The sequence below is a fragment of the Oryzophilus luti genome, assembly GCF_059726245.1.
In genome coordinates, this window is the sequence record NZ_AP040874.1 from 3,544,457 (window position 1) to 3,567,183 (window position 22,727).

Here is a 22,727-nt window from a genome sequence, read left to right on the forward strand (position 1 = left end):
TCTGGCGGCACGCGGTTCTTCGCACAGATCTCGGTGCGGCTGTTAGGGACGGCGTGAGGAACAAAGATGTGGTCAGCCAGTGCCTCCACGAGATGGCTATGCTGCGATTGCAATCGGGAATAGCCGAGGGCGCATGTTATGGTGAGTCCATGCTCCTATCACTAGAGGAAATCAAGGCGCAATTAGCCGCGAGGATCACTCCAGAAGGGAAGTTTCTCTTAAAGGGACTCACAAGCAAGCAGTTGGCATCTTGGGGAGTTACCTGGCCTCCACCCAAGGGCTGGCTGAAGAGGTTGCAAGTGGAGTGTGGCCTTCGAGCTAGTGGGGCGGCTTCTGAAGTCGCACCGGACAGCCGTGTCGAGGTCCCCAGCAATACCAAAAAGCTGATCGGCGCCAAGAGCATCACGATCTACACCGACGGCGCCTGCGTTGGCAATCCCGGTCCCGGAGGTTGGGCAGCGGTGCTGATCTACGGCAAGCATCGCCGCGAAATCGACGGGGTAGATTCCGCTACGACAAACAATCGCATGGAGCTTATGGCGGCCATCAGCGCCCTCGAAAGCCTGAAGGAACCGTGCGACGTCCATCTACACTCAGACAGTCGATATGTTATAGACGGAATAACGAAATGGATACACGGCTGGAAGCGACACAATTGGATCCGCAAAGGCTGGAAAGCAAAAGACGAAGCTAGAAGTTGCTCAGTGCTAAACGCTGATCTCTGGCAACGCCTAGATGCCGCCCGCCAAGCTCACGATGTTGAGTGGATTTGGGTCAAAGGTCACGCGGGCACAGCCGAGAACGAACGTTGCGATATTCTCGCCGAAGCTGCCGCTAAAAGAGCGTCTCAGGAAACCCCACAAATCCGCTTCACGGTCGACGATTTCGCTAAATCTTAGCTGGAACGATGATGCCTGATGGAGACATTATCTCCGGATCCACTCTTGTGGAACGAGTTTCACGCCATCTCTCCAGTTCTCGACGAGGTTGACGCCGGGAACACCTTCCCAAACAAATTGGGGTGCATGATCAAAGACGATGCATTGAAGTCGATTCTGGCTTTGCTCGACGGCTAGAGACAAGGCCCTAAAAACACGATTTACAGCCTGGACATCTTCGTCAGGCAGATTACTAACTGTTTCCAGATTGTCGCTCTCAGATTCTCCCAACCTCTGTGGAAAGTAAACCTGACTGGGCTGATCGTAAACGAGGAACGCCGGAACCGGTGAGTCATCCTGTTGCAGGAAATAAAGCTGAAGTGCTAGTGAAATGGCGAGATGGTACGAAAGCCAATTGGAACCACTGCCAATTTCCGACAAGTAATCTTCGCGATCTACAGAACCTACCTTCACGGTGAGATCAGTGATCGACAGACTCACTGGATCCGTTGGACGCTCCACATCGAGTTCCAGCACCAGTGGGCTACAAATCGCAGTTAATTGCGCGAGAGCTCGCTGAAGGCGGGCTCTGACCTTGTTCGTAGCAACTTCCTCCTCCAGCGACCTGAGGCGTCTTGCAAGCTCATTCACTTCGGCTTGCAACTTGCTGTCCACACCGACATTCTCTAGAGTTGCCAAATCCGACTCAAGCTTCCCAATGAATCGTGAAGTACCGAGCTGAGTGTATCGCCGTCGCCTTTCGATATCGGATACCTGCGACAATGCCTGAAGACGCGACTGAGTCGCGGCCAAGGACTCTGAGAGTCGGCTCATCTCAGAACGAACGCGCTGATATTCGCGGTCGAAAGTCGCCGGCAAAGCTTCGAAGTGACCTGAACTGGTTTCTAAAGCCTCTAGTGAGCTGAGAAGTTTGTCTATCCGCTCGTCTTCCCTCGTGAGCGAGTTCCCACAAACCGGGCAGTCACTTTCGTCATGGCTCTGCTGCTTCAGCCAATGTGCAATAGCAAGTCGGTCGCGTTGTGCAAGAAGCGCGGAACGATAATCTGCCGCCGACTTCCTCAACTCAGTCATTTCGAAGTAGCGCTGTCGCAATTGCGCCACTTCAGTCGACAAAGAAGATTCCTTTTGTCTGAGTGCAACCAGATCGTCAGCGACGCCTTCAATGGTCTTTGCAGTTACTGCTGGAGTGCTTTGCTCGGATGTCACTATCCTCTTTAGTGCCGGCAATGCGGTCTCACGAGAAAACGGCCTCACTTCTTCTTCCGTAACCAACCCGAGTTCCAACGCACGATCTACATATGTCTGCAACTGCCCCAGGAATCGCTCAGAGACGTGTTTCACACTCTCTAATTCCTGTTGTTTGCGACGAAGCTGTCGGCGAAGGTCCTCGAGTTCGTGCTGTTTGGCGAGCATCGCAGGTGTTATTGCTCCTAACACATACGGAAAGATCGTCCTGAGCTTCTCTCGATGCTCGAACGATTCGATTTTGTAGAAAAGCGTTGTGGGATTCGCAATTACGTTTTGTGGTTGAAAAGTGAACGCCATCAGATCACGGAAGCTCGGACGGGCACGAAACCCTATCTGGCCTTCCACTGCAAAGTCTAGCGAAGTAAGGCCGGCGAGATCGTCCAACTGTGATTTAACGATATCTACGTTAGTATTCTTTCCCGAAATCCGATGAGGTATCTCGATCTGCTTGCCCTCGATAACGTACATATCACCCGTAGCGCGCAGGCTACCGGGCTCGCGGCGAGCGAACAGTTTCTGTCCCTGCGATGTTGCGACCAGTACGCCAAACCACTCGCAATGGTCTCGAATTGTATTCACCGGGATCGTGCACTTATCGGAACCGAGGCAGTAGTCGATTATTGGAATCATCGCTGATTTCCCCGTGCGGGAAAGGCCGGTTATGACATTCACAACGCCTTTTTGAAAGCGCACGACTCTCGGCGCGAATTCTCCCGTTCGAGGCCACAGAATGACCGCTTCAATGTCGAATTTCATTAGAAAGAAAGCCTCAATATCACTGATGTTTCATAAAGAGTTATAGCGCTTGTCCAATGACCGAGATGTCTTGCGGCTTTAAGAAGTGGTTCAACGCTTTCGGGCAATTCTTGCTTTAGTCCTCGTGTCTTTGAAGGAACTAGTTGTCCCTTGGACACATCGACCGTGCCCATCTTGGCCCGGAGCAGAAACCGTAGCGATTCCAGAGTCAAACCCCGATACGCGAACACGCGCGATTGAAGAGCCAGAATCCGGTCAGACTTTCCAACCTTGGACGCTGCCAGCTTTTCAGTGAACGCTCGAAGTCCAGAACTCTTCCTTGTGCTGAGTGCCGCACTACGGATGTCCTCGTCGAGAACGACGGGCAGTACAAGAAACAGCAGTTGTAAAGGAGGGGCATCGTGGGTTGGGCTGGAATCGTAGTACTCATCCGCAAAGTTCCAGAGCGACACGGCCCCGAGGGCAGGGTTCTGAATTGCTCGAATTTCGCCAGAGAGTACGCCCATCACTTCTTCTCCGAGATCTTACTTTTGTAGTCCGGATGCCAGCCAAGCTCCAGGTGATCAGCAAGCGTATGAAAACTGCCGGGCGTAAAGTCGTCTGGGGTCGTCTTTCCTTCTAGTAAAGCTCGGTGCTTCATGCACTCGAGCAGAAGTCTCTGACCTTGCGTTTCCGGGGCCTCTGAGCAGTGGTCTAGCGACTGCTGCTTCTTGGTGTTTCTCCAGAATGTAAGCAACGCCTCTTCGAAAGGGTCAAGACTCTTCTCCCAAATCATCCCCCGATTCGCCCATTCCACTCGATTCTGCGCCGAGCGAAGATATGCATTGATCGCACGCAGAATGTCTTCATCCTCTTCGCCCACGAACTCTAGTTGCCGGACGTAGTTCTTCAAACGGTGTGGGGTAATGTCGCCCGCGCTAAGATCGCTGGCAAAATCATTCAAGAAGGTGCGCATCTGAAGTCTGCCCACGTAGGCACTGAGTTCGCGGTTGAAGTCGTCCGCTGTTATGCTGCGAGGCCCGTCTTGTTGAATCGAGTCATCGAGTTTCTGTTTCACCCATCCAAGGGCTTTATGCAGTACGTCCTCGAGTGCTTCGGCAGGCGCCCATTTGGAAAGCAACGCGGTGTGAAGATCATTCGAGGTAAGTCCGCTGCCAAAACTCAATTGGAAGCGCTTGATGATATCGACCAGCACCTTTTCATCCTTCTCGAAGAATGACGTTACATATTTTCTGATGCTGTTCGGCAGGGCGTCGACCGGTCCCAACGCCTTCTCGGCTGAATTCAAGGCTATCTTGGCTGCTCGCTCCGTTGTTGCATTTGCGAATGATTCGGCGATTTTCCCAGACCTGTGCGAAAAGACGTGTATACGGAACGTCGTGTTCGAAGGGTCGAGTCGTTTATCTTGAACATCAGAAGCCCAGTTATAAAATGTCTTCCAGAAATCACGCGCACGATCGGCAATGGGATTCCCATCGTCGCCCACACTCTTTGTCTGGATAGCCAGATGTTCACCGGTTGCGGAAGTTGTGCCCACGTCTTCGAATACTTCAAGGCTGACCACGGTTCCGGGATCAGCAATCAACAATTGCCGAACGAATTCGGAAACCTGCAGCGAATATCCAAGTAGCTGGCCTGGTGCGGAAGACGGGGTTGATTGATCAGGCATTTTTTCGAGAGTGTAATGCTACTCAGATCCAGTAATGAATGCAACGAATTAGATTGCTGTCAACCTCTCGTGATATCAAACTTCTGCAAGGTCAACCTTAGCTGCAACCAGAACCCATCGGCAGACCGCGATGCCTGGGCATTTCGCGATATGCAGATTCACAGCTGCGTTTTATTTTGGATAAGTGATGAGAAGTTATAACCGATGTCCGCAGGCTCGCTCAAGATTCCATAGTGAAGAATGCTTCATTACACCTTCAGGTTGCGCAGAGGTGGCGAGGCACCATCCCTAAGCCTGACGGTTTACATTGGACCTTCGCTTCCAACGATCTAAAATAGGTGTTTCGAGAGTGACTGGTGATCGAAATAGCTGATAATCAAAGGTGTGATTGAGTTGCAGACCCGACGTGAGGGGGCTAATTGTTCACGATTCTACATATTTCCGACTTGCACCGATCGCGCGAAGAGCCGATCGATAACGACTCTTTGATCGCGGCGCTACTTGGCGACAGCGACCGTTACCTAGGAGACGCACCGCCGATCCCGCAGCCCGGCGCGATCGTGGTCAGTGGCGACCTGATTCAAGGAGTGGGTGTCGGTGCGGATAAATGGTTGGACTCCATGCGCGACCAATATCAGGTCGCCGGAGCGTTTCTCGACCAGTTGGCCAAGCGGTTTCTAGCGGGAGATCGCAGCAAGATCATCATCGTTCCTGGCAACCATGATGTCTGTTGGAACACATCCTTTGCAGCAATGGAACGTGTTCCGGCGGATCAATGGCCGGAGAATGTTCACTCGGCACTGGTCGAACCCGACAGTGACTATCGCTGGTCCTGGCGCGAGCGGGCCTTGTACCGCGTTTGTGATCACAGCGCCTATGCCAAGCGCATGGAGTTCTACTGGGACTTTGTAGAGGCCTTTTACAAAGGCATTTCCCTCCCTCTCCCTATTGATCGAAGCCGTGGCTACCAGCTCTTTGAGCTGTTCGATCGAAAGATCGTCGTCGCAGCGTTTGAGTCCGTCGATCGCAACGATTGCTTCAGCTATTCGGGCGCGATCCCTCGCGGTGCTGTCGCTCGGTGCAACCTCCATCTGCGCGACAGCCTGCATCGGTATGCCCTCCGGGCCGCAGTCTGGCACCATAGCTTCCAAGGCCCGCCTAAGAGGGAAGACTATATGGAAGCTGGTCAGGTACGTGAGATGGTTGGATTGGGATTCCAACTCGGAATGCATGGACACCAGCATGTTGCAGAGGCGACCACTCAATTCATCTATGTCAACGAGACCCAATCGATGGGCGTGGCTTCAGCAGGTTCGTTGTGTGCCGGAGCACGGGAACTGCCGCGTGGCGTAAACCGCCAATACAACCTGATCGTGATCGACGATGCATTGCGTCGCGCCAGGGTCCACGTCCGTGAGCTAGCAGATGGAGAACAGTTTGGCGCCAAGCGGAACGGTGCCTTCCTGCAGGGATTTTCAGAACTCACTTGGCAAGTGGCAACAGACATAGCCGGCCGTCCCGTCGACGCTGCCAAGGCAAATGACAGTGCCTCCATCATTCAAGCGGAGAAGTCCCTTCATGCCGGACGCTTGGATGATGCGATCGGATTCTTGCGCGATATGAAACTCGCTCCCGGCTCCTATCAGCGCAAGCTTGCCATCGATGCGTTTCAGCGAAGCAGAGACTGGAAAAGACTGAGCGAGGCGATCGGATCGCCTGAGACTGTCGAGGAAACGGTATTTCTCGTCACAGCCTTGATAGAGCTTGATCAGTTCAGCAAGGCGACGTCAATCCTTGAAAACGCGACTGACTTAGACACGGCCACACTTCAGTCCCTTCGGGACCGAGTAGCCGCTAAGAAAGCTATGAGGGGCCGATGACTGACCTAATCCCGTTCCAAATTGAGGCGCAACGCGTCATTCAACTATTGGCCAAGCAGATATATCAGTCACCTTTGGCCCTCTTGCGGGAAAACGCTCAAAACGCGTTTGACGCTGTTCGCCAAAGAATGGCTTTTGACGTGGAATTTTCGCCGCGGATCGACATCCAGTTGGCGCCCGATCGGGTCACGATTTCGGACAACGGAATTGGCATGACGCCAACCGATCTCAAACAGCATTACTGGACCGCTGGCAGCAGCAGCAAGAATAATGACGCGGCGCGCGCGGCGGGGGTTGTTGGCACTTTTGGCATCGGCGCCATGGCCAACTTTGGCATAGCTGATGCTCTCACAATCGAGACGGAGAGTGCGATCACGGGTGAACGGACTATCTGTCGGGCTCAAAAGACTAAATTGTCGCTTAAGGACGACTGCATCGAGCGCGAGGTCATTGCATCGCAAGCTCAGCCTGGGACGACGATCATCGCTCATATCGCGGCCGACTCACACATAAACGTTCAACAGGCCCGCAACTACATCGCGGAGTTCGTATCACTTGTGGAAGTGCCCGTTTATGTCAATGGCGAACTTGTAAGCCGGAGGCCTATCGATGAGGCAGTGCCTGCCGTTCCCGAGGCTTGGCGCTTGAATCGCACATCGGAGAAGTTCGGGGAAAGGCTAACTGCTGATTTGGAGCTGGTCCTCTCCAACAATGCGGACATCTGGCTTAAGTTGACCAATATTGTCTGGGCGCAGAAACAAATCTCCGGCCGTATCGTTCTGCGCACAGGCCAGCCAACCTTGCGGACATTCCGGAGCGGCTTTGGCTTGGCAACAGCTTCCGTGACCTCCACCTATCAGTTTGGGGGAATTGTAGATCTGCTATTGCTCGAACCTACAGCAGGCCGAGAGGCTATCACTGTCGATGGAATGCAGTTCCTGCAGTCGATGATGACTGAAATCGACGCCTTTGCGTCGCGACTGCTATCCGAAAGGGATGAGGCAGACGCTAGCACTCCGTTCATGAACTGGGTGTTAGCACACAATCGGTTCGATCTTTGCGGTCGTCTCCGCATGACGCTGACTCCAGGCGACAAAATCGAACTCCGCGAGGTGAGCGAACGTTCTAAGGCGGTTCCGATGATGCTCTACGAGGGAGCTGACCAGGGAGTGATCAAGATGCACGCCAGCGAGGATACCCCATTGCTTATCCTCGCGCGTAACAACCCTAGGCGGCGATGCGAGCAGAATTACCTTCGTTTGCATGCGAAAGTGACCGCAATTTCCGATCACCCGGTTGTCAAGGGACGACGCGGGATAAGCCAGATGAGTTTGGCCGAGAATGGGTTGGCGTTTCGCGTCCAGACGATTCTGGAGTCGGACTATTTTCTGACTTCCGATGTCGAGTTCGGGGCAATCAGCCATGGCCTTCCTGTCCTCGCGGAAAAGCAACAAGAACGCGTCAGAATCACCCTCAATCCGGACGGCCAAACGGTGAGGTTGCTTCTTGGCCTCTATGATTCTGAGTTCACTGCATTCGGAAGCATGGCCAAAGATTTCGTGCGGACCGTAATCTTCCCGCGCGTCGCCGACTATGTTCCGAGCAGCACGCGGCAAGGGGCTGAGGCGTTTTTGAAGGCTATCCGCCGTCCCCGCGAGTTATTTGAGTACGCGGATGACGACCTGGGAAGTCTTCCCACCATTTGGGCCGACTACAACGATGGAAGGATTACGCTCGACCAAGCGGTGGAGCGGTCACGAACGGCGGTACGATCAAGTGTTCAAGTGGTCGATCACGCGGCCAGCGCGCGGGACGTTGTCCCAGACGTGATCCAGAACGAACAAGTCCTGCAGAATGCCGCGGCCGAGGTCGCCCTCAATTTAGACCCAGCACCAGCTATCACGAGGCAGGAGGCCACGACACCGGCCAAGCTGCTAGTGATCGACGATAGCGAACCGGCGTTGCGCGGCTACCGCTGCTTTCTGGCAATCACCGACAAGGCACGAGAGGAAATGGGCGAATTCTTCTTACAGCCTCATCGCACGTCGATCGTCTGGGGCGGACAGAAAACCTTGTTCATCTTTCTGCATCATTCCGGGCAGTTTGGGCTGTACTATGACCTTCAGACCAAGGAGCCTGTGGATGCCCCAGCCGGAGGCGGCCCGTTTCCTACCGCTACAATCGTCTTAAAAGATCGTCTGTTCATTCCGATTCCGGACGCGATCCGTTCTAGTTTCGTTCCAGTTCAGGGCGAACGTAAGCGATTTGAAGTGCGAGCGGATATCCTGCGGACAGACAGTTCGGACTAAAGGCCGACATTGGGCGATTGTTCGGCACTATCGCGCAGGACGCCATCGGCGGCTTTGCGCGCATCGTGGACTTCCTCACTTTGGCCCCAAAATGCAATCGCCGGTAGTTGTATGAGAATCGAATACAATCACCCAGCTTATTGCAGGCCGGTGGGCGGCTAAGTGTCGCTACGGTTACAGGCGGCGGGTGCGCAGGTTCTTGCAACATTGGTGACACCGAGAGTCCTAATCGGCGATAGCGCCTGGCGGTCTGCGCAGGGCGCACTAACTGGACCACAAAGACTGTTCGCGGGAGGGATTGGTCCGCCTGCGTTGACCCCAAGAAAATGGCCGAATAGATCATGCAGCAGTTTACGCGATGTCAACCGCTCGAAGATTCCAGGAACGTTTCGCTGAACCACGTGCTATGCTCGATCTCACATCCTTGTCACCGACTTTCAACTCAGGGTTTCGAACCTCTGTTTTACTGCTCGAAGGTCGACTCCGTTTGCGATGGCTCATGGCGTCCGCACTCGGAACTGTGAGCGGCAGCTTGCCGAGCGCGTCGAGGAATTCCAGGACATCGGGATTCTTATTCCACTTGGGCTGCACTGAGATTTTCGGCTTGTCCACCTTTTCGATCGCCTGCCGCTTCATTTCAAGATCCGCCTGAGCGTACAGATACGTAGTAGCAGGGCTTGCGTGACCGAGCCATTGCTGAACTAGAGTAATGTCGTTTCCCGCTTTGAGCAGATCGCTAGCCGCGGTGTGCCGCAGTGTGTGAGGCGTAATATGTTGCCCTCTCATTGCGGGGTAAATGCGGATGTTTTGAAGAACATATTTCTTGATGCGTGCTCTGGCACCTGCTGCACCCAATCGCGTGTGAGTTCTTCCCTGGAAAATCGGCTCATTAGGCTGGATGGAGTTTTCTTTCGCTAGGCGCTTGAGAAGACGAGCTGTCTCCGGCCAAAGAGGAACTATTCGTACCTTGCCCCCTTTGCCAAGTAGTTCGACGTTTGCGGGCTCATCAAAACGAATTTTCTCGACGTCGACCCCGACTGCCTCTGATATTCGGCATCCGGTGTTGTACATGAACATTAACAGCGCAAAATCTCTTCTCCCAATCGGACCAGATTGATCGGGCGCTTTAAGCATGGCTTCGAGTGCTGGTCGGCGCATCCCAACAGGCGCCCATTTCGGTCCTATTTTGATCGGTATGTTTAGAATGGATACACACTGAGCCGCGTGAGTGGGGCTCTCGCCGATCACAAACTTGAAGAATGTATGAATGGCCGCAAGCCGGGTGTTTCGTGTTCGAACTTTAGCACCACGCTCTTCTTCCAAATAATCCAGAAAAGCCAATACACGATCTTCGGTGAGATCTTCAAGAGAAAGTGCCGCAACATTCTTCTTGCAGGCACGGGCAGCGTATCTGAGCAACATACGTATGGTGTCTCGGTAAGACAGAATGCTATTGGTAGAGAGACTCTTTTCGCGGGTGCACCAGTACCCGAAGAACTTGTGAAGAAGTCCCGAAAGCTCTCGACTGTATGCCATGCGTGATCCTCAGCTGACATTCCGTAAAAGCTGGCGATTGAAGTATCGGTAACGCCGATTGCCTTCCTGCAAGAGTTCTTTTGTGATCGTTATGTACACGGCTGTGGACAGGAGGTCGCGGTGGCCAAGGAAAGTCCATAGAAACGGAAGCCTAGGAGTCGGATCAATTCCTTGCTTGTACCACGTTAGAATCCGGTGCACTACAAAAGTATGCCGAAAGTCGTGTACCCGCGGCCCAATATAACCGGCTCGAGTCTTAAGCGCTGCTGATCTGAAAACTGACCTAAGAAAAGCGCTCGCTGTGCCAACCCCATAGTGCTTACCCTCGCCATGGCAGAAAAGCGCAGATGTGGCGTCTGTTGGCATCCCAGCTTCTGCGCGCAGATGGAGGTACTCTTTAAGTACCGCCGCAGTGCTCTTGGAAACAGGAAGATGACGAGTTTTGAAGAACTTTGTCCCAATGATCTCGATGACATTATCCTGCAAGCGATAGTCCCGTAGCCGAAGGCGTACCAATTCACCAAGTCGCATTCCCATCGAATAGGCAAGGATTACTAGCGTGGCAAAAACTATATGACGAAACGGAGCCCGCTTAGTCTGTGAATTCTGAATTGTCCGGATGACAGTCTTGATCTCGTCGATCGAGAAGATGTGAGGCTTTCGTGCATGTTGTTCCGCAACATGGCTAGCTCGAGAGTCGAATGGATAAAGTTCGATCGGGTTCCCGGCCCTTAACAACGCCTTGGTTGCTAGTCTTCCGACACTCGCTCGTTTGGACCGTGCATCCTCTGAACGTCCGGCATCTTTCCACTTCTGAACTGCCGGGTGCACGTGTTCAGTAACTAAGACACCATTCTGCTGGAAATATCGGTCTAGCTGGCCCAACAGATGTTCCTCTAATACATATCGATATCCGAGTGCCTGCTTGTGTTGGACATACGCGCGCAATTGCGGGCCGAATGCGCTTCCGAAATGAGGGTACCGAGACAGTTCAGTCAGTGCACCTTCTGGATCTGGCTTGACTAGTGCTCGCATGACAGCTATTAGCGAAGGTCGCGTACAAGTGAAACGAAGGTCCCGAAGTGGATTGTGGGATAGGAGCTTCCTGGCTACCATCCAATCAAGAAACCGGTATACGACCAAGGCGCGATCGAGCCGATGTTTAGTGACTCCATCCTTTGTCAGTTGTTTCAAAAGAAGAGTAAAGCTCTCGGTGATTGTTGTTTGTGATCCACCTAGTTGGTTCCAGTGTGTGCAAAATCGCGTAAGTATAGATCGGCTGTGCTGTTTGTATTTTCTGCAAACGGACAGCGTTCGAAGATACTGAGCGACGAAGTCGGACATATCAGCAATCATCGTATTAGATCGGCGATGTCCAGCGATATCGACCGAAGATCATCAGTCGCAAGCTTCAGGTAGGGGGATGTCGACCTCGGATTTGAGTGGCCGAGAATATCGCCGATGCTTTTCTTGTCTACACCGGAGCGCAAGAGGCTTACAGCTCGGCGGTGCCGCAATGAATGACTGCCGTGCCTGCCTTCAGGAACCGCACCGCTTTTCTTGATCAATCTAGTAATTAGACCATTGATGACACTGGTGCTGATTGGGCCATGTGGTGCAACTGAAGTTAGGAACACTTCTCGCCTAGTGCTCTTGGGGCGGCCTGTTTGTAGATAGGCGAGGATGGCGTTGCCGACCTCAGGAAGAAGAGGTTGGGCCAATGGGACTCCTGGCTTTGATTGCACAATCGTTATCGTATTTTCATGCCAATCGATTTGATCCAACGTAAGCGCAGACACGTCCCCTCCACGAAGACCATACGTTTTAAGTATGAGAAGGATGGCGTAGTCTCTCAGACCTGAAGCAGTCTTGTCTCTGTTCGCCGCACGCAGAATTGCTGATGTAACCTCATTGCTCATCGCTGACGGAATCCCTTCGTTTGCGTAGCCCGAAGGGGTTTCGACCATTGCAGCGAAATTCGAGGACAACAAATGCTGTCCATACAGGAACCTGAGTAGATTTCGAAGTGTCTTTGCGACGGTGGCTTTTGTTGCCCGCGCCTGTCCTACACTTTGTGAATCTTGGAATTCGTCAATATCTTTGATTTCAAGCCTTCGCATTCCGTCCGAGGATGCGCGATTTCCAAGCCATTGGAAGAAGATCTTGGAATGCCGGAGATTGCTTGCAATAGTCCGCGCTGCAAGTCCTCTGACGTGAGACATCCATCGAACGTAGTTGCTGAGTATTGATTCGGTGAAGATTTGTTCGGGTGTTGTTGGTTTTGAAATTGGCGGCCATACGCCTTGCACGGTTCGAAGAAAGTGCCTAATCGGAGCAACCGTAGCTGCCCATGCGCGTTGGAATTGCGATGTTGTTCTCCCTGGTTTCCGCCAGTATGAACGCGAATAACATTTCCGATAGGCTTCTATGTGCTCCGTATTTGCGGTTTGCGGAGTGGCGGCGTTCTTGAGCAGGAATTTCTCCAATTTTCGAGCGACAATAAGAGCATCCCGTATCTGTTCAGGCCTGTAACTCTTTTCGACCAAGACTTTACGAAATCGCTCGACTTCTTCCGAATCGCGCGGCCACTGTCCGAAAACTAAGCGCAGCATCCGACGTATTGGCTTCAGCGCATTCCTTTGTGATTGTTTCTCGTTTTTGGCCCCAGGACACCTTTTCCTGAATTCTCGTAGCCAGATAGTTGCGTATTGTTCAAGGTCGGCTTCTGATACATCATGTCGTTTGACACCCCTGCTCTCGAGAGACACGAGGAACCTCTTGCATTTCTTCGAATACGAGTTTCGAGTTCTAGTGTCGAAACCCGCCAGTTTGAGGTCCTCGTCCAAAACCTGGAGCCAGGGTCGGCTCGTCTCTTTTGGGGCAGAGCTTAAGTTTGTCCGACGCATTCGCATAGCGGGGGCAAATCCTGGACATAATCTCGCGATATGTCAATATCGTTATCAATTGCGTAACATATTGTGTTTTCAGCAATATCGAGAATAATCTCACTATGGCTAGCGGCGAATAAAGCACGAAACTACAGACGCAATGAGGGCGCATGCAATTCGATGGAGGAAGATCAGAAGCACAAATCAGATTACTCATTGGTAACGCCACAGTCGTCGATAAAGTTCCTGAATTGATGAGGGAAGGCTGGGACGGCGAAAAGAGGCTCGGTAGGGTTTCTAGCACTCCGGATCGCCTGCGATTGTGAAGAGCAATGAGAGAAGCGCCAGCGTGCTCACGCGCGGTACGAAATCACAACCGCCGGCGAAAACTCACTCTCGTCACACAGATCATGAAGAGCGTTTCGAGAACAAGCATGTACGCCAAGTGCCGGGTAGCGATAGCGATCATTTCACAGCACCTGCGGATCGAGCTTGATTGATTTGCAGGAAAACCGCATACCAATCATCGGTGATCAGTCTTTGCGCCTCTTGGAGAGACATCTGTCCCCTACAAACTTCCTTATGCAGGTAATTTTCCACCCTGTCCTTATCCTTAGCCCTAGCATCTGTATACGACTGCATCCAGAGGTTTTCAGCGCAGTCAGGGCATCCACCAAGCTCTAGTGGAACGACATGATCAAGCTCATAGTCGGACATTTTGCCAGCCAAAGGAATCGATACCATCCGCTCACGCTTGATTCTGTATGTGTAACTCTCGGGTGGGCGGACCATCGCAGTGTAGCCGTGCATGCAAATGGTTGAGTTAATGTTCTCCTGTGTAACTTGCGAGTCCACCTTACCAGCATTATTGGTGGGCGGATAAAGTGCCGCCGCCCCAACCCGGTTTCTGTACACCAGGTTGGACACCTGTTTCCCCTGCTGACGGGTTGGCTTTAGGAACAAGAGGAACAGGAAGACGACTACGGTGACTGCAACTAGGAGTAGAAGAAATGAGCCCTTATTTTTCCGTAGCATTCGATTGTGCCAGCATATCATCTCAAGTTGGTTTTGGTTCTAAGGTCGGCTCCTATGAAGGCCGTCGACCGCGAGAAATTGACGGTTGGATGTGCCATGCGCAAGAGCTCGGTACAATTGGCGTGAGAAAGCCGCGCCGCCTGGGAAGTGGCGGCTGGATTTCGAGGAGCTGAGCCAACCGGGAGTCCTCCTGTGTGAGCGCGAGTAACTCTGCTGTGGCGCCTTCGCGGGCACACCCCTCGCTCTTCACTCCTTGGAGCCAAAGAACGGTATTAGAGGGCGCCATGTCGGACTTCGTCCCACCTAAGCCAATCGACAAAACAATCCGGCGTTTTGCCAGCAATGAAGAGCAGGAACTGGAAACGCTTCGCTATTGGCAAAGTCGCACACCAGAGGAGCGGTTCCTTGGAGTGTGGGAAGCAACGGTGGCGGCTTATGCGGCCAAGGGAATCCATTGCGATCCTACCCAGCGATCGCGAAGGGCTATCAGAAAAGTACAGCGTGAGAGCAAGGAGTAGTTTCAGTTCGCCGAGTTCAGTTCACATGGAGCGTCTACGCTCTCCATCTCGCCTCACCGGGACGCGATCAAGCACGTACACAGGTCGAGAATGCCTGCTTCAAGATGAATCCGTCCGGACGGACTTCGCCGGACGCTTATCTTAGGCAACCATTAAGAATGACCAGTCCGAAGTTACAATCTTGGGTCTACTGGCTCACTCTCAAGGGCGAGTACTCCGAACACGCCTTCATGAACCCTGCGCAACGGTTCTTTATCCACAAAGCGCTGCAGCGCCTCAATACCCATCGCAAACTCGCGCAGCGCAAGCGAGCGCTTTGTCCCAAGCCCACGCGAGCGTAGGCGATCAAGGTTTTCGAAGGCTGTGTATTCAGGCCCGTAGATAATCCGCAGGTATTCACGGCCTCTACATTTCACGGCTGGTTGAATCAGCCCACGTCGATTTCGTGCGACAAAATCGAGTGGCTTCACGACCATTCCTTCGCCGCCAGCAGCAGTGAGTTCCTCCCACCATGCAATTCCCTCGGACTCACTGGCTGAGTCCGCAAGCGATACGACGCGAAACGGTGTCGCGAGGATCAGGCCGGCATCGGCGGCAGAGAGCTTCTGTGCAATCTCCATGTGCCACAAGTGATTCTTGTCGGTGTGTAGCGCACCCTCACTTGCCAGCAGGTGGAAAGGCGCGAGTTTGAGATCAGCAAGCGAATGCACGGGCCAGCAATACCGTCTGTAAGCTTCGATGTATTTCTCAGCCATCTCCTGCCTCTGCGTATAGCGGGCAAAGAGATCCTGCGCGTCAGATTGGTGCCGTGCTGTTTGCTCAAGCGCGGAGATTGCCTGTGCCAGTCCGGCGCGTGCGGCCGCACCGCTCGGCGCGTACTGCAGCCGAAGCAGTTCTTGAGCCTTGGCTGACCACGGCATCAACTCACAATCAAGGCACAACCAATCGGTCGACAACTCATCCCACAGCCCTGCTGTACTTGCCGCGTCTCGGATCCGAGTGAGAAATTCGCTTTCAAGCGCTGGCTCATTGAAGAAGCGGCGGCCCGTGCGCGTGTAGCAGACACCGATTTCGTCTTCCAGTACTCCAAACCGCTTGCGAGCCACATCGCGGTCGCGGCACACAATCACGACCGCTCGCGACCCCATATGCTTCTGCTCGCAGATAACTTGATCCACGTGTTCTCTCCGGAAGTATGCGAATGCCTCGGCCGGATGCTCTAGCAGTCCTTCTAATTTCGTCGTTTCGGAAGGCGACATCGTTGGCGGCAAGTAGATAAGCCATTTCGGATTGGCGGCGAAACGGCTCATCACCTCAAGGGCGGCGATCGCGTTCTCCTCGCGAACCGTTAGGTTTCCATGAAGCCGCGTGTTGATGATGCGTTTCCCGATCACGTCATCGATGTCCAGCAAATCGTCGAGCTGCTGTTGATGGGTAAGTGAGGGGCTCGGCGCAGTCACCTCAGCAAGAAACGGCTTGGCTGGTGCGTAGTACTCGCGCGCAGCAGGAACCGAAATCAGTTCCTTTTCCGGGTAGCGCAGAGCTGTAAGCTTACCGCCAAAGACACAACCCGTGTCGATGTTGATTGTGCGGTTCAGCCATTCCGGTTCAGCTACAGGCGTATGTCCGTACACAACCATGGCTCGACCGCGATATTCGGCCGCCCAGTTGTAGCGAACTGGAAGTCCGTATTCGTCGGTTTCTCCCGTCGTCTCCCCGAACAACGCGAATGCGCGAACAGCACCCGATCCGCGTCCCTGCATTTCCTCTTTCATGCCAGCGTGCGCCACGACGATTTTGCCGTCGTCCAGCACATAGTGGCTGACAAGGCCATCGATAAAATCGGCCGCCTTTTGCTTGAACTCAGTCCCTTCGGCGTCGAGTTGCGCGATGGATTCTGCGAGGCCGTGTGCCATCTTCACGTCCTTGCCGCGAAGCGCCTTGTGCAACTTCATGTCGTGATTGCCAGGCACACAGAACGCACTACCTTCACTCACCATGGACATCACAAGTCGTAGGACGTCGGGGATGCGCGGACCACGGTCGACTAGATCACCAAGAAATACAGCCTTTCTGCCCGTCGGCGGGATGACGTGCCATGCCCCGTTCCCCTGTTCGAGTGAGTAGCCAAGTTGGCGCAAGAGCGCCGACAGTTCGTCGAAGCATCCGTGGACGTCGCCGATGATGTCGAACGGGCCGTGTTCGTGCTTCAGATTGTTCCAGAGGGGCTGCCGCGCGATCTGTAAGCCCTCTAGTTCCTCGGGGGCAGTGAAGATATGAACATGGCGGAAACCCTCCCGCTCTAAACCGCGAAGAGAGCGCCGCAAGTGCTGTGCTTGGTTACGAATCACGTGCGGCCCAAAGTCTCTATCCGGCCGATTCCGATTTCGCTCTTGGCAGATCTTTTCCGCAAAGTTGAAGACAAGTGCAACCGGTAGAACGTGAAATTCGCGCGCCAAGGCGACCAGAGGCTTGCGTGCGTCTGGTTGCACGTTCGTGGCGTCGATTACCGTCACCTTGCCAGCGGCGAGCCGCTTTCGAGCGATGAAGTGCAAGACCTCGAATGCATCTTTCGTTGCCGCCTGTTCGTTTTCGTTGTCAGAAACCAAGCCTCGGCAGTAGTCGGAGGAAAGCACTTCAGTCGGTTTGAAATGCGTCCTCCCAAAAGTAGATTTGCCACATCCGGACGGACCGATCAAAACAACCAGGGAGAGTTCCGGGATGGTGATCTTCATCGTGTGAACACTCCCATCTGAGTCGGTGCGCCTAGTTCAGGGTCCTCATTCCCAACAGGAAGGAACTTGACCGAATAGCCGAAACGATTCGCAAGCCCGTTCGCCCAGTTCCGAAACTCCGCTCTTGTCCATTCGAATCTGTGATCTTTGTGACGGAACTGGCCTGCCGGCAGTGTCTCGAATTTCACGTTGTAATCCGAATTGGGCGTCGTCAGAACGATGGCATTTGGCTTCGCGTGCTCGAATAAAACACGCTCAAATGCCGCCAAGCGCGGTGGATCAAGATGCTCGATCACTTCAATGACCGTCGCTGCGTCGAAACCTTCGATGCGCTTGTCGCGATACATGAGCGATCCCTGGAACAGGCGCACACGCTCCTTGAGCTTCGCGGGCATGGTATCCAAATGCAACCGCTCGCTGGCTACCTCAAGGCTGCGGTGAGAGACATCCATTCCGGCTACATCAACGAATTGCTTCTCCTTCAGTAGCTCGCGAAGAAGTTTCCCCTCACCACACCCAAGATCGATTACTCGCGCGGCGCCGGTCCGTTTCACGGCTTCTGTTACGGCAGACAGGCGCATATCATTTAACAACAGCGGTTTTTCGATTGCCTCTTCCTGCTCCGCCCTTTTCTCCTGCTGTTCTTCTGCGCTAGGCTCTTCTTCGCCAATCAGACGTTCAAGAGCCTCAGTTGCCAAGCGTTTCTGGTGCTTCAAGTAGCGCTTTACGATCAGTTCGCGCTCGGGGTGCGACTGCAGCCACCCTTCGCCTCGCTTTAAGAGCTTCTCGACCTCATCCTGCCCCACCCAGTAATGCTTGTCGGAATCGAGCACCGGGATGAGCACATACAGATGGGTCAGCAAATCCTTCAACGGCACGAGTTTTTCAATCTCGACCGTGTAGTACGGCCCCTCACCCCACTCAGGAAAGTTCTCATCAAGCCCGTGATGCTGAGCCCGCACCGCATAGCCGAGCGGCTCAAACAACCGACGCAACAGGTCTTCACCGCCTCGACAAGGGAGAACCGATATCACTGCTTTCAATGGAAGCGGTTCATCGACGAGCTCTGGCCGGCCTTTGCTAGCGCCGCTCATCGCACTCGCCAGGACGCGAGCAATCGCAACACTCATAAATGAGGAGGCGACGTAAGGACGGTCGTTGACGTACTGCTCCAGCGCTCCGCCCTCTCCCGCAGGACCCCGTCTTGTCCGGACCAGTCCCACCGGGTCTACATCGAGTAGAAGTGCAGCCGTACAGCGCTCCTCGCTCGCTTCTGGATAAAAGACGTGCGCCTTTCCGAATGAGAGATCAAAGGACTGTATCCGATTGGGGTTCTTGTGCAGCAGGTATCCCAAATCCGTAGCTGGTGGGCGTGTACTGGTAATGGTCAGCAGCATCTACAGGAAGTATCGCGCACAAATCGCGAAACTCAAATGAACTCTTGTTTGCAGAGCGCCGGCGGCAACAAGAAATTGCGAGGCGGAACTACACGCGTACTGATTTCGGATGCTGGCGCGCCACGCGGACGTGGTGAGCAGGTTGCAATCCACGTTGCCTTGCCAAACATAGACTGTGCGGCTTCAGCGGGGCATAATCCATGTACATGTCCAGCCACAAGACCGTACTGATATTCGCAGTGTTGTGCCTTGCCCTCGTCGCAGTAGTCTACGCGACGTCGACCGTCATCGAGGGCAAGTATAACCGCGTCAGGACACAACCGCCATACGTCGTGTCACATAGCACCGCGGACTTGCAGCAGAGGCTTTTTATTGCTGACCTTCACTCTGATTCGCTGCTTTGGGGCAGAAATTTACTGCACCGCAATACCACCGGACACGTCGATGTTCCGAGACTTCAACAAGCTCACGTCTCGCTGCAAGCGTTCACCGTCGTCACGACGATACCTCGTAATCTGAACATTCAGCGGAACGATGGTTCTTCAGACATGGTCCGCTACTTGGCCGTTGCTGAAGGTTGGCCGCCGCGAACTTGGAACAGTCCGAAAGAACGCGCACTTTACCAGGCGAGCCAATTGCGCGAGTTTGAGGCAAGATCTGGCGGCCAACTTCTCATCCTGCGGACACGGGCCGACCTGGCGAGCTTTGTTGCAACACGGGAGCCGCACCGCGTGGCGGCACTCCTTGGAGCAGAAGGTGCACAGCCGCTGGAAGGCAGACTTGAGAACCTCGATTCGCTATACGCTGCCGGATTCCGAATGATGTCGCCGACCCACTTCACGGACACCGATATTGCTGGATCGGCTTCAGGACAGCGCAGAGGTGGTCTAACCGACCTTGGCCGCAAGTGGGTCCGCTCAATGGAATCGAAGAGCATGCTTATCGATTTGGCGCATGCCTCGCCGGGAACAATTCGAGATGTGACTGCGATTGCGACAAAGCCGGTCGTTGTCTCTCACACGGGGGTGAGAGGGACGTGTGACAACAACCGGAACTTGTCTGACGAGGAACTGCGTGCTATTGCACGAACAGGAGGCGTTGTCGGCATCGGCTATTGGGAAACAGCCGTCTGCGGTCGCGATGCACGGTCAATCGCAAGAGCAATTCAGTACGTCGCGAAGGTCGTTGGTGTGGAACACGTGGCTTTAGGTTCGGATTTCGATGGCGCGACCACCATGCCGTTTGACGCAACCGGGATCCCAATGATCACCGAAGAACTTAGAAAGGCTGGAGTTTCCGAGCGGGACATCCGTCTAATTGAGGGCGAGAACGTATTGCGAGTGCTTTCGCAGACCCTGCCGGAGTAGCGAAATTCAATCAAGCCCGAAAACATTGCCACAGAGTTGCCGTTTAACGTTTCCTGTATTCCGACCGACCGAGTAGCATCGCGATTTTTCGTCCCTGACGAAGATCGAATCGTCCACAAGTTTCAGATTGGTTATGAAAACCCACTGAACATCCTCTTCTTTCCAAAACTCGACCCGAGTGTGAAACACTTTGGTTCTCCACTTCTCCTTACCAGTCGCGATGTCCGTTGCGACCAAGTATTGATCCCTTCCGTCTCCACTTGCGGAATAACGGACTCCGTCCGCGACGATGGGAGTGACTGGCTTTGGCGGTATTCGTTTTGCCAGAGCAGTTGCGGAGAAAACGATTGAGATGATGCAAAGGATTTGCAATCCTCGTAGCTTCATGTCGGATGACCTCTACTTTTCCGGCGGCACTTTCGCTCCAGGTTCATATTCGCAATGATCGGCTTCTCCCACCGCCTTCGTTGGATAAAGCCAACACGCAAGACGTAGCGTTGATTCCTTTTGACAGGGCCCCGTACTGAAGTGCGCTGTCATGACCGCAAGATCCGCTACCGGCATCCATTCTGAGTCCGGGATGTGGTTGCGGTCGGTCCAAAAATCAACGCTGCATTGGGTCCTAGGAGGGCACAATACTTCGCCGATTTCTTTGTAATACTCACGATCGTGCTGTTTCGTATCAGGCACGAGCACGAGGTGAATCGGTCCTGAGTACTGGCTAGAAACAGATCGCACCAACTCCCACTCGGCTCCACTCGCATGGGCACGCTTTGCGAGTGAAGAAGCGTCGGGTAGCGAAACGCCCTTTACCTCCACGCAATCTTCCTCGTACTTCAAGATCGGATGGGTGTCTTTGGTGCATCTGTAATGGGTTTCCCAGCCGTCCCCGCTGCGTTCTTGAATCTCGTCTTCGCTCACCACTTTGAAATTGGGATCCTTGTTTATGAACGTGAGTCGTCCTTCTTCGGGCTTCCCGCAGCCACCGGGACCACAGAACACGATTGAGTATTTGCCGTCCGTTCCATAATGCATAACTTGCAATCCGAACGGCTGTTCACACTTTTGTTTCCAGAAGCCCGTGAAATCTTTGGTTGAGTCAGCCTCTCCAACGTAAGCAGCCTTGGCAATCTCGTTGCGAATGTCGGCAACGGTCCGATACTCGGACTTTGTTGGGCCAGCGCCGTAATCGTACATGGTTGCACCGCCGTCCTTTTTTGTCTGGATGCCGAGACCAAACACATTCCATCCTTCAAGCGACATGTGGTCGTCTATCCTGGCGTTGAAAGACTTCGACAACTCGCCAGAGAAAACGGCCTCCTGTTTCGTTCCCTTATCGGACGGCTTTTGCTTTGCGGTGAAACTTAGAGTTAGCTCGTACTCAAACACATCGCCGGAAATGGATCGGACCTGCCCGCGCACATGCCAAGGTGCAGGTATATATCCCTCTGCGCTGGGCGTCGCAAACTGAATCCCGGTTTTCTCGCTGGTGAAGTCGATCTTTCTAATGCCTTGTACTTCTACGGGCCCTTTCGGCAACGATGCGCCGAGCAGTCGACGGAGTAATTGCAACTCGAGTACCGGTCCGTCCAGCGCATCTATCTCGTAGCCCGGCTCAGCAAGTTTTCCATGGATCGCGAGGACGCGACCGCCAACCATGAGAACTCTCCCTTTTTCGGTTTTGGAGCCATCGAAGTTCTCGACATCGATCTGAATGTCGTTCGAGGTGGGGTCGAACTCTCCTTTCCAAAGGGAGTACCCGGCATTTCCGAATCCAGTCACTTTCAACTGAAAACGGTTGAACTCATCCCAAGCAGTTGGTTTTCCGCAGGCATCGTCGCATCCCTTGTCTTGTGCCAGCGACATGTTCGTCAGTATCAGGAGTAGGGAGATAAGAAAGACGCATAGACCGGCTGTTCTTCTCACGAGGCTTCGTTTGCGATCCATACCATACAGGGTGTCTCTGCAGCACGTAGTCCCGCAAGTTACTATCGTGCGTCGAGACGCGAAGTGCGGCAGAATTCACCGGGCTATGTTGAAACTTCCGCCCATAATCACGATGAAATGAACTCTGCGACCACAGTTACGCCAAAGGCCCTTGCCGACTTCCTGCTGAACGTCGCACCGGTGCGCCTGGGATCGGAAGGCCCTCCATCGTCCAACAATTCGCCTGACGCTGTCGGCCTGCCATGCGTTTCACTTTTTTGGAAGCCAACTGGCGCCTGAGGACTTGATGCGGATCTCAGCTTCCGTTTACGCTGAGCGGGCCCGTATTTCGAATCGAGTAAGTCTAAAGTGTCGGGTCGAGCGTTGGTGCGAGTACCCATATCCGACCAAGGCTGATTCTCTGAGGCTTCTACGAGTGCCGAATTATGTGCAATTGGTTCGCGCTGATTTGTACTAACAGCGGGATTTTAGCTCGGCTGGTTAGCATAATTTACGAGTTCACATAAACTCGGTTATGTGAAGTGTCTCATAACCCACAGGCGA

15 protein-coding genes are annotated in these 22,727 nt (G+C 53.7%); 5 read left to right on the forward strand and 10 right to left on the reverse strand.

Translation table 11 applies throughout. From position 1 onward, the window contains the following. Positions 1–98 precede the first annotated feature (98 nt). Positions 99–899 (forward strand): ribonuclease HI, encoded by an 801-nt coding sequence (gene rnhA / locus AC6IZO_RS15125; RefSeq protein WP_497806095.1) that lies wholly within the window; start codon positions 99–101, stop codon positions 897–899. A gap of 27 nt (positions 900–926) precedes the next feature. Here the strand turns inward: rnhA and AC6IZO_RS15130 are convergent, their stop codons facing one another. Genes AC6IZO_RS15130 through AC6IZO_RS15140 form a run of 3 tightly spaced genes read right to left on the reverse strand, consistent with a single transcriptional unit; the run spans position 927 to position 4,572 of the window. Next, entirely contained in the window at positions 927–2,903 is a 1,977-nt protein-coding gene (locus tag AC6IZO_RS15130) for a DUF3732 domain-containing protein (RefSeq protein WP_497806097.1), read from the reverse strand. Further along, complete coding sequence (locus AC6IZO_RS15135) at positions 2,903–3,409, reverse strand: three component ABC system middle component (RefSeq protein ID WP_497806099.1); 507 nt, start codon at positions 3,407–3,409, stop codon at positions 2,903–2,905. Before AC6IZO_RS15135 ends, AC6IZO_RS15130 begins: the two co-directional genes overlap by 1 nt. Beyond that, positions 3,409–4,572 carry an ABC-three component system protein gene (locus tag AC6IZO_RS15140; protein ID WP_497806101.1) on the reverse strand — a complete coding sequence of 388 codons (1,164 nt, stop codon included), beginning with the start codon at positions 4,570–4,572 and terminating at the stop codon, positions 3,409–3,411. The genes AC6IZO_RS15135 and AC6IZO_RS15140 overlap by 1 nt, the downstream gene beginning before the upstream one ends. 419 nt (positions 4,573–4,991) lie before the next feature. Between AC6IZO_RS15140 and AC6IZO_RS15145 the strand changes: the two genes are divergently transcribed. Then, the gene (locus AC6IZO_RS15145) at positions 4,992–6,452 is read left to right on the forward strand and encodes a metallophosphoesterase family protein (RefSeq protein ID WP_497806103.1); all 1,461 of its coding nucleotides are present in this window, start codon (positions 4,992–4,994) and stop codon (positions 6,450–6,452) included. Then, positions 6,449–8,761, forward strand: a complete 2,313-nt coding sequence (locus AC6IZO_RS15150; protein WP_497806105.1) for an ATP-binding protein — start codon at positions 6,449–6,451, stop codon at positions 8,759–8,761. Before AC6IZO_RS15145 ends, AC6IZO_RS15150 begins: the two co-directional genes overlap by 4 nt. Before the next feature lie 351 nt (positions 8,762–9,112). Here the strand turns inward: AC6IZO_RS15150 and AC6IZO_RS15155 are convergent, their stop codons facing one another. The 4 genes from AC6IZO_RS15155 to AC6IZO_RS15170 form a co-directional block, all read right to left on the reverse strand. After that, positions 9,113–10,297, reverse strand: a complete 1,185-nt coding sequence (locus tag AC6IZO_RS15155; protein ID WP_497806107.1) for a tyrosine-type recombinase/integrase — start codon at positions 10,295–10,297, stop codon at positions 9,113–9,115. Positions 10,298–10,306: 9 nt separating this feature from the next. Then, complete coding sequence (locus AC6IZO_RS15160) at positions 10,307–11,653, reverse strand: tyrosine-type recombinase/integrase (protein WP_497806109.1); 1,347 nt, start codon at positions 11,651–11,653, stop codon at positions 10,307–10,309. Beyond that, on the reverse strand, positions 11,650–13,065 hold the full coding sequence (locus tag AC6IZO_RS15165; RefSeq protein ID WP_497806111.1) for a tyrosine-type recombinase/integrase: 1,416 nt from the start codon (positions 13,063–13,065) through the stop codon (positions 11,650–11,652). The genes AC6IZO_RS15160 and AC6IZO_RS15165 overlap by 4 nt, the downstream gene beginning before the upstream one ends. A 585-nt stretch (positions 13,066–13,650) precedes the next feature. Further along, a complete protein-coding gene (locus AC6IZO_RS15170; RefSeq protein ID WP_497806113.1) occupies positions 13,651–14,112 on the reverse strand; it encodes a hypothetical protein in 462 nt (153 codons plus the stop codon). 392 nt (positions 14,113–14,504) lie between these two features. Here AC6IZO_RS15170 and AC6IZO_RS15175 point away from each other — a divergent pair, with 392 nt between their 5' ends. After that, positions 14,505–14,738, forward strand: coding sequence for a hypothetical protein (locus AC6IZO_RS15175; protein ID WP_497806115.1), 234 nt, complete (start codon positions 14,505–14,507; stop codon positions 14,736–14,738). 173 nt (positions 14,739–14,911) lie between these two features. Here AC6IZO_RS15175 and AC6IZO_RS15180 read toward each other — a convergent pair whose 3' ends face one another. Together AC6IZO_RS15180 and AC6IZO_RS15185 are read right to left on the reverse strand one after the other, a co-directional pair. Then, positions 14,912–17,473: a polynucleotide kinase-phosphatase gene (locus AC6IZO_RS15180; protein ID WP_497806117.1), complete on the reverse strand. Its 2,562-nt coding sequence runs from the start codon at positions 17,471–17,473 to the stop codon at positions 14,912–14,914. Beyond that, entirely contained in the window at positions 17,470–18,870 is a 1,401-nt protein-coding gene (locus tag AC6IZO_RS15185; protein ID WP_497806119.1) for a 3' terminal RNA ribose 2'-O-methyltransferase Hen1, read from the reverse strand. Before AC6IZO_RS15185 ends, AC6IZO_RS15180 begins: the two co-directional genes overlap by 4 nt. Before the next feature lie 200 nt (positions 18,871–19,070). Here AC6IZO_RS15185 and AC6IZO_RS15190 point away from each other — a divergent pair, with 200 nt between their 5' ends. Further along, positions 19,071–20,237 carry a dipeptidase gene (locus AC6IZO_RS15190; protein WP_497806121.1) on the forward strand — a complete coding sequence of 389 codons (1,167 nt, stop codon included), beginning with the start codon at positions 19,071–19,073 and terminating at the stop codon, positions 20,235–20,237. A 399-nt stretch (positions 20,238–20,636) separates the two neighbouring features. Here the strand turns inward: AC6IZO_RS15190 and AC6IZO_RS15195 are convergent, their stop codons facing one another. Further along, the gene (locus tag AC6IZO_RS15195) at positions 20,637–22,103 is read right to left on the reverse strand and encodes a hypothetical protein (protein ID WP_497806123.1); all 1,467 of its coding nucleotides are present in this window, start codon (positions 22,101–22,103) and stop codon (positions 20,637–20,639) included. Between the last annotated feature and the right edge of the window lie 624 nt (positions 22,104–22,727).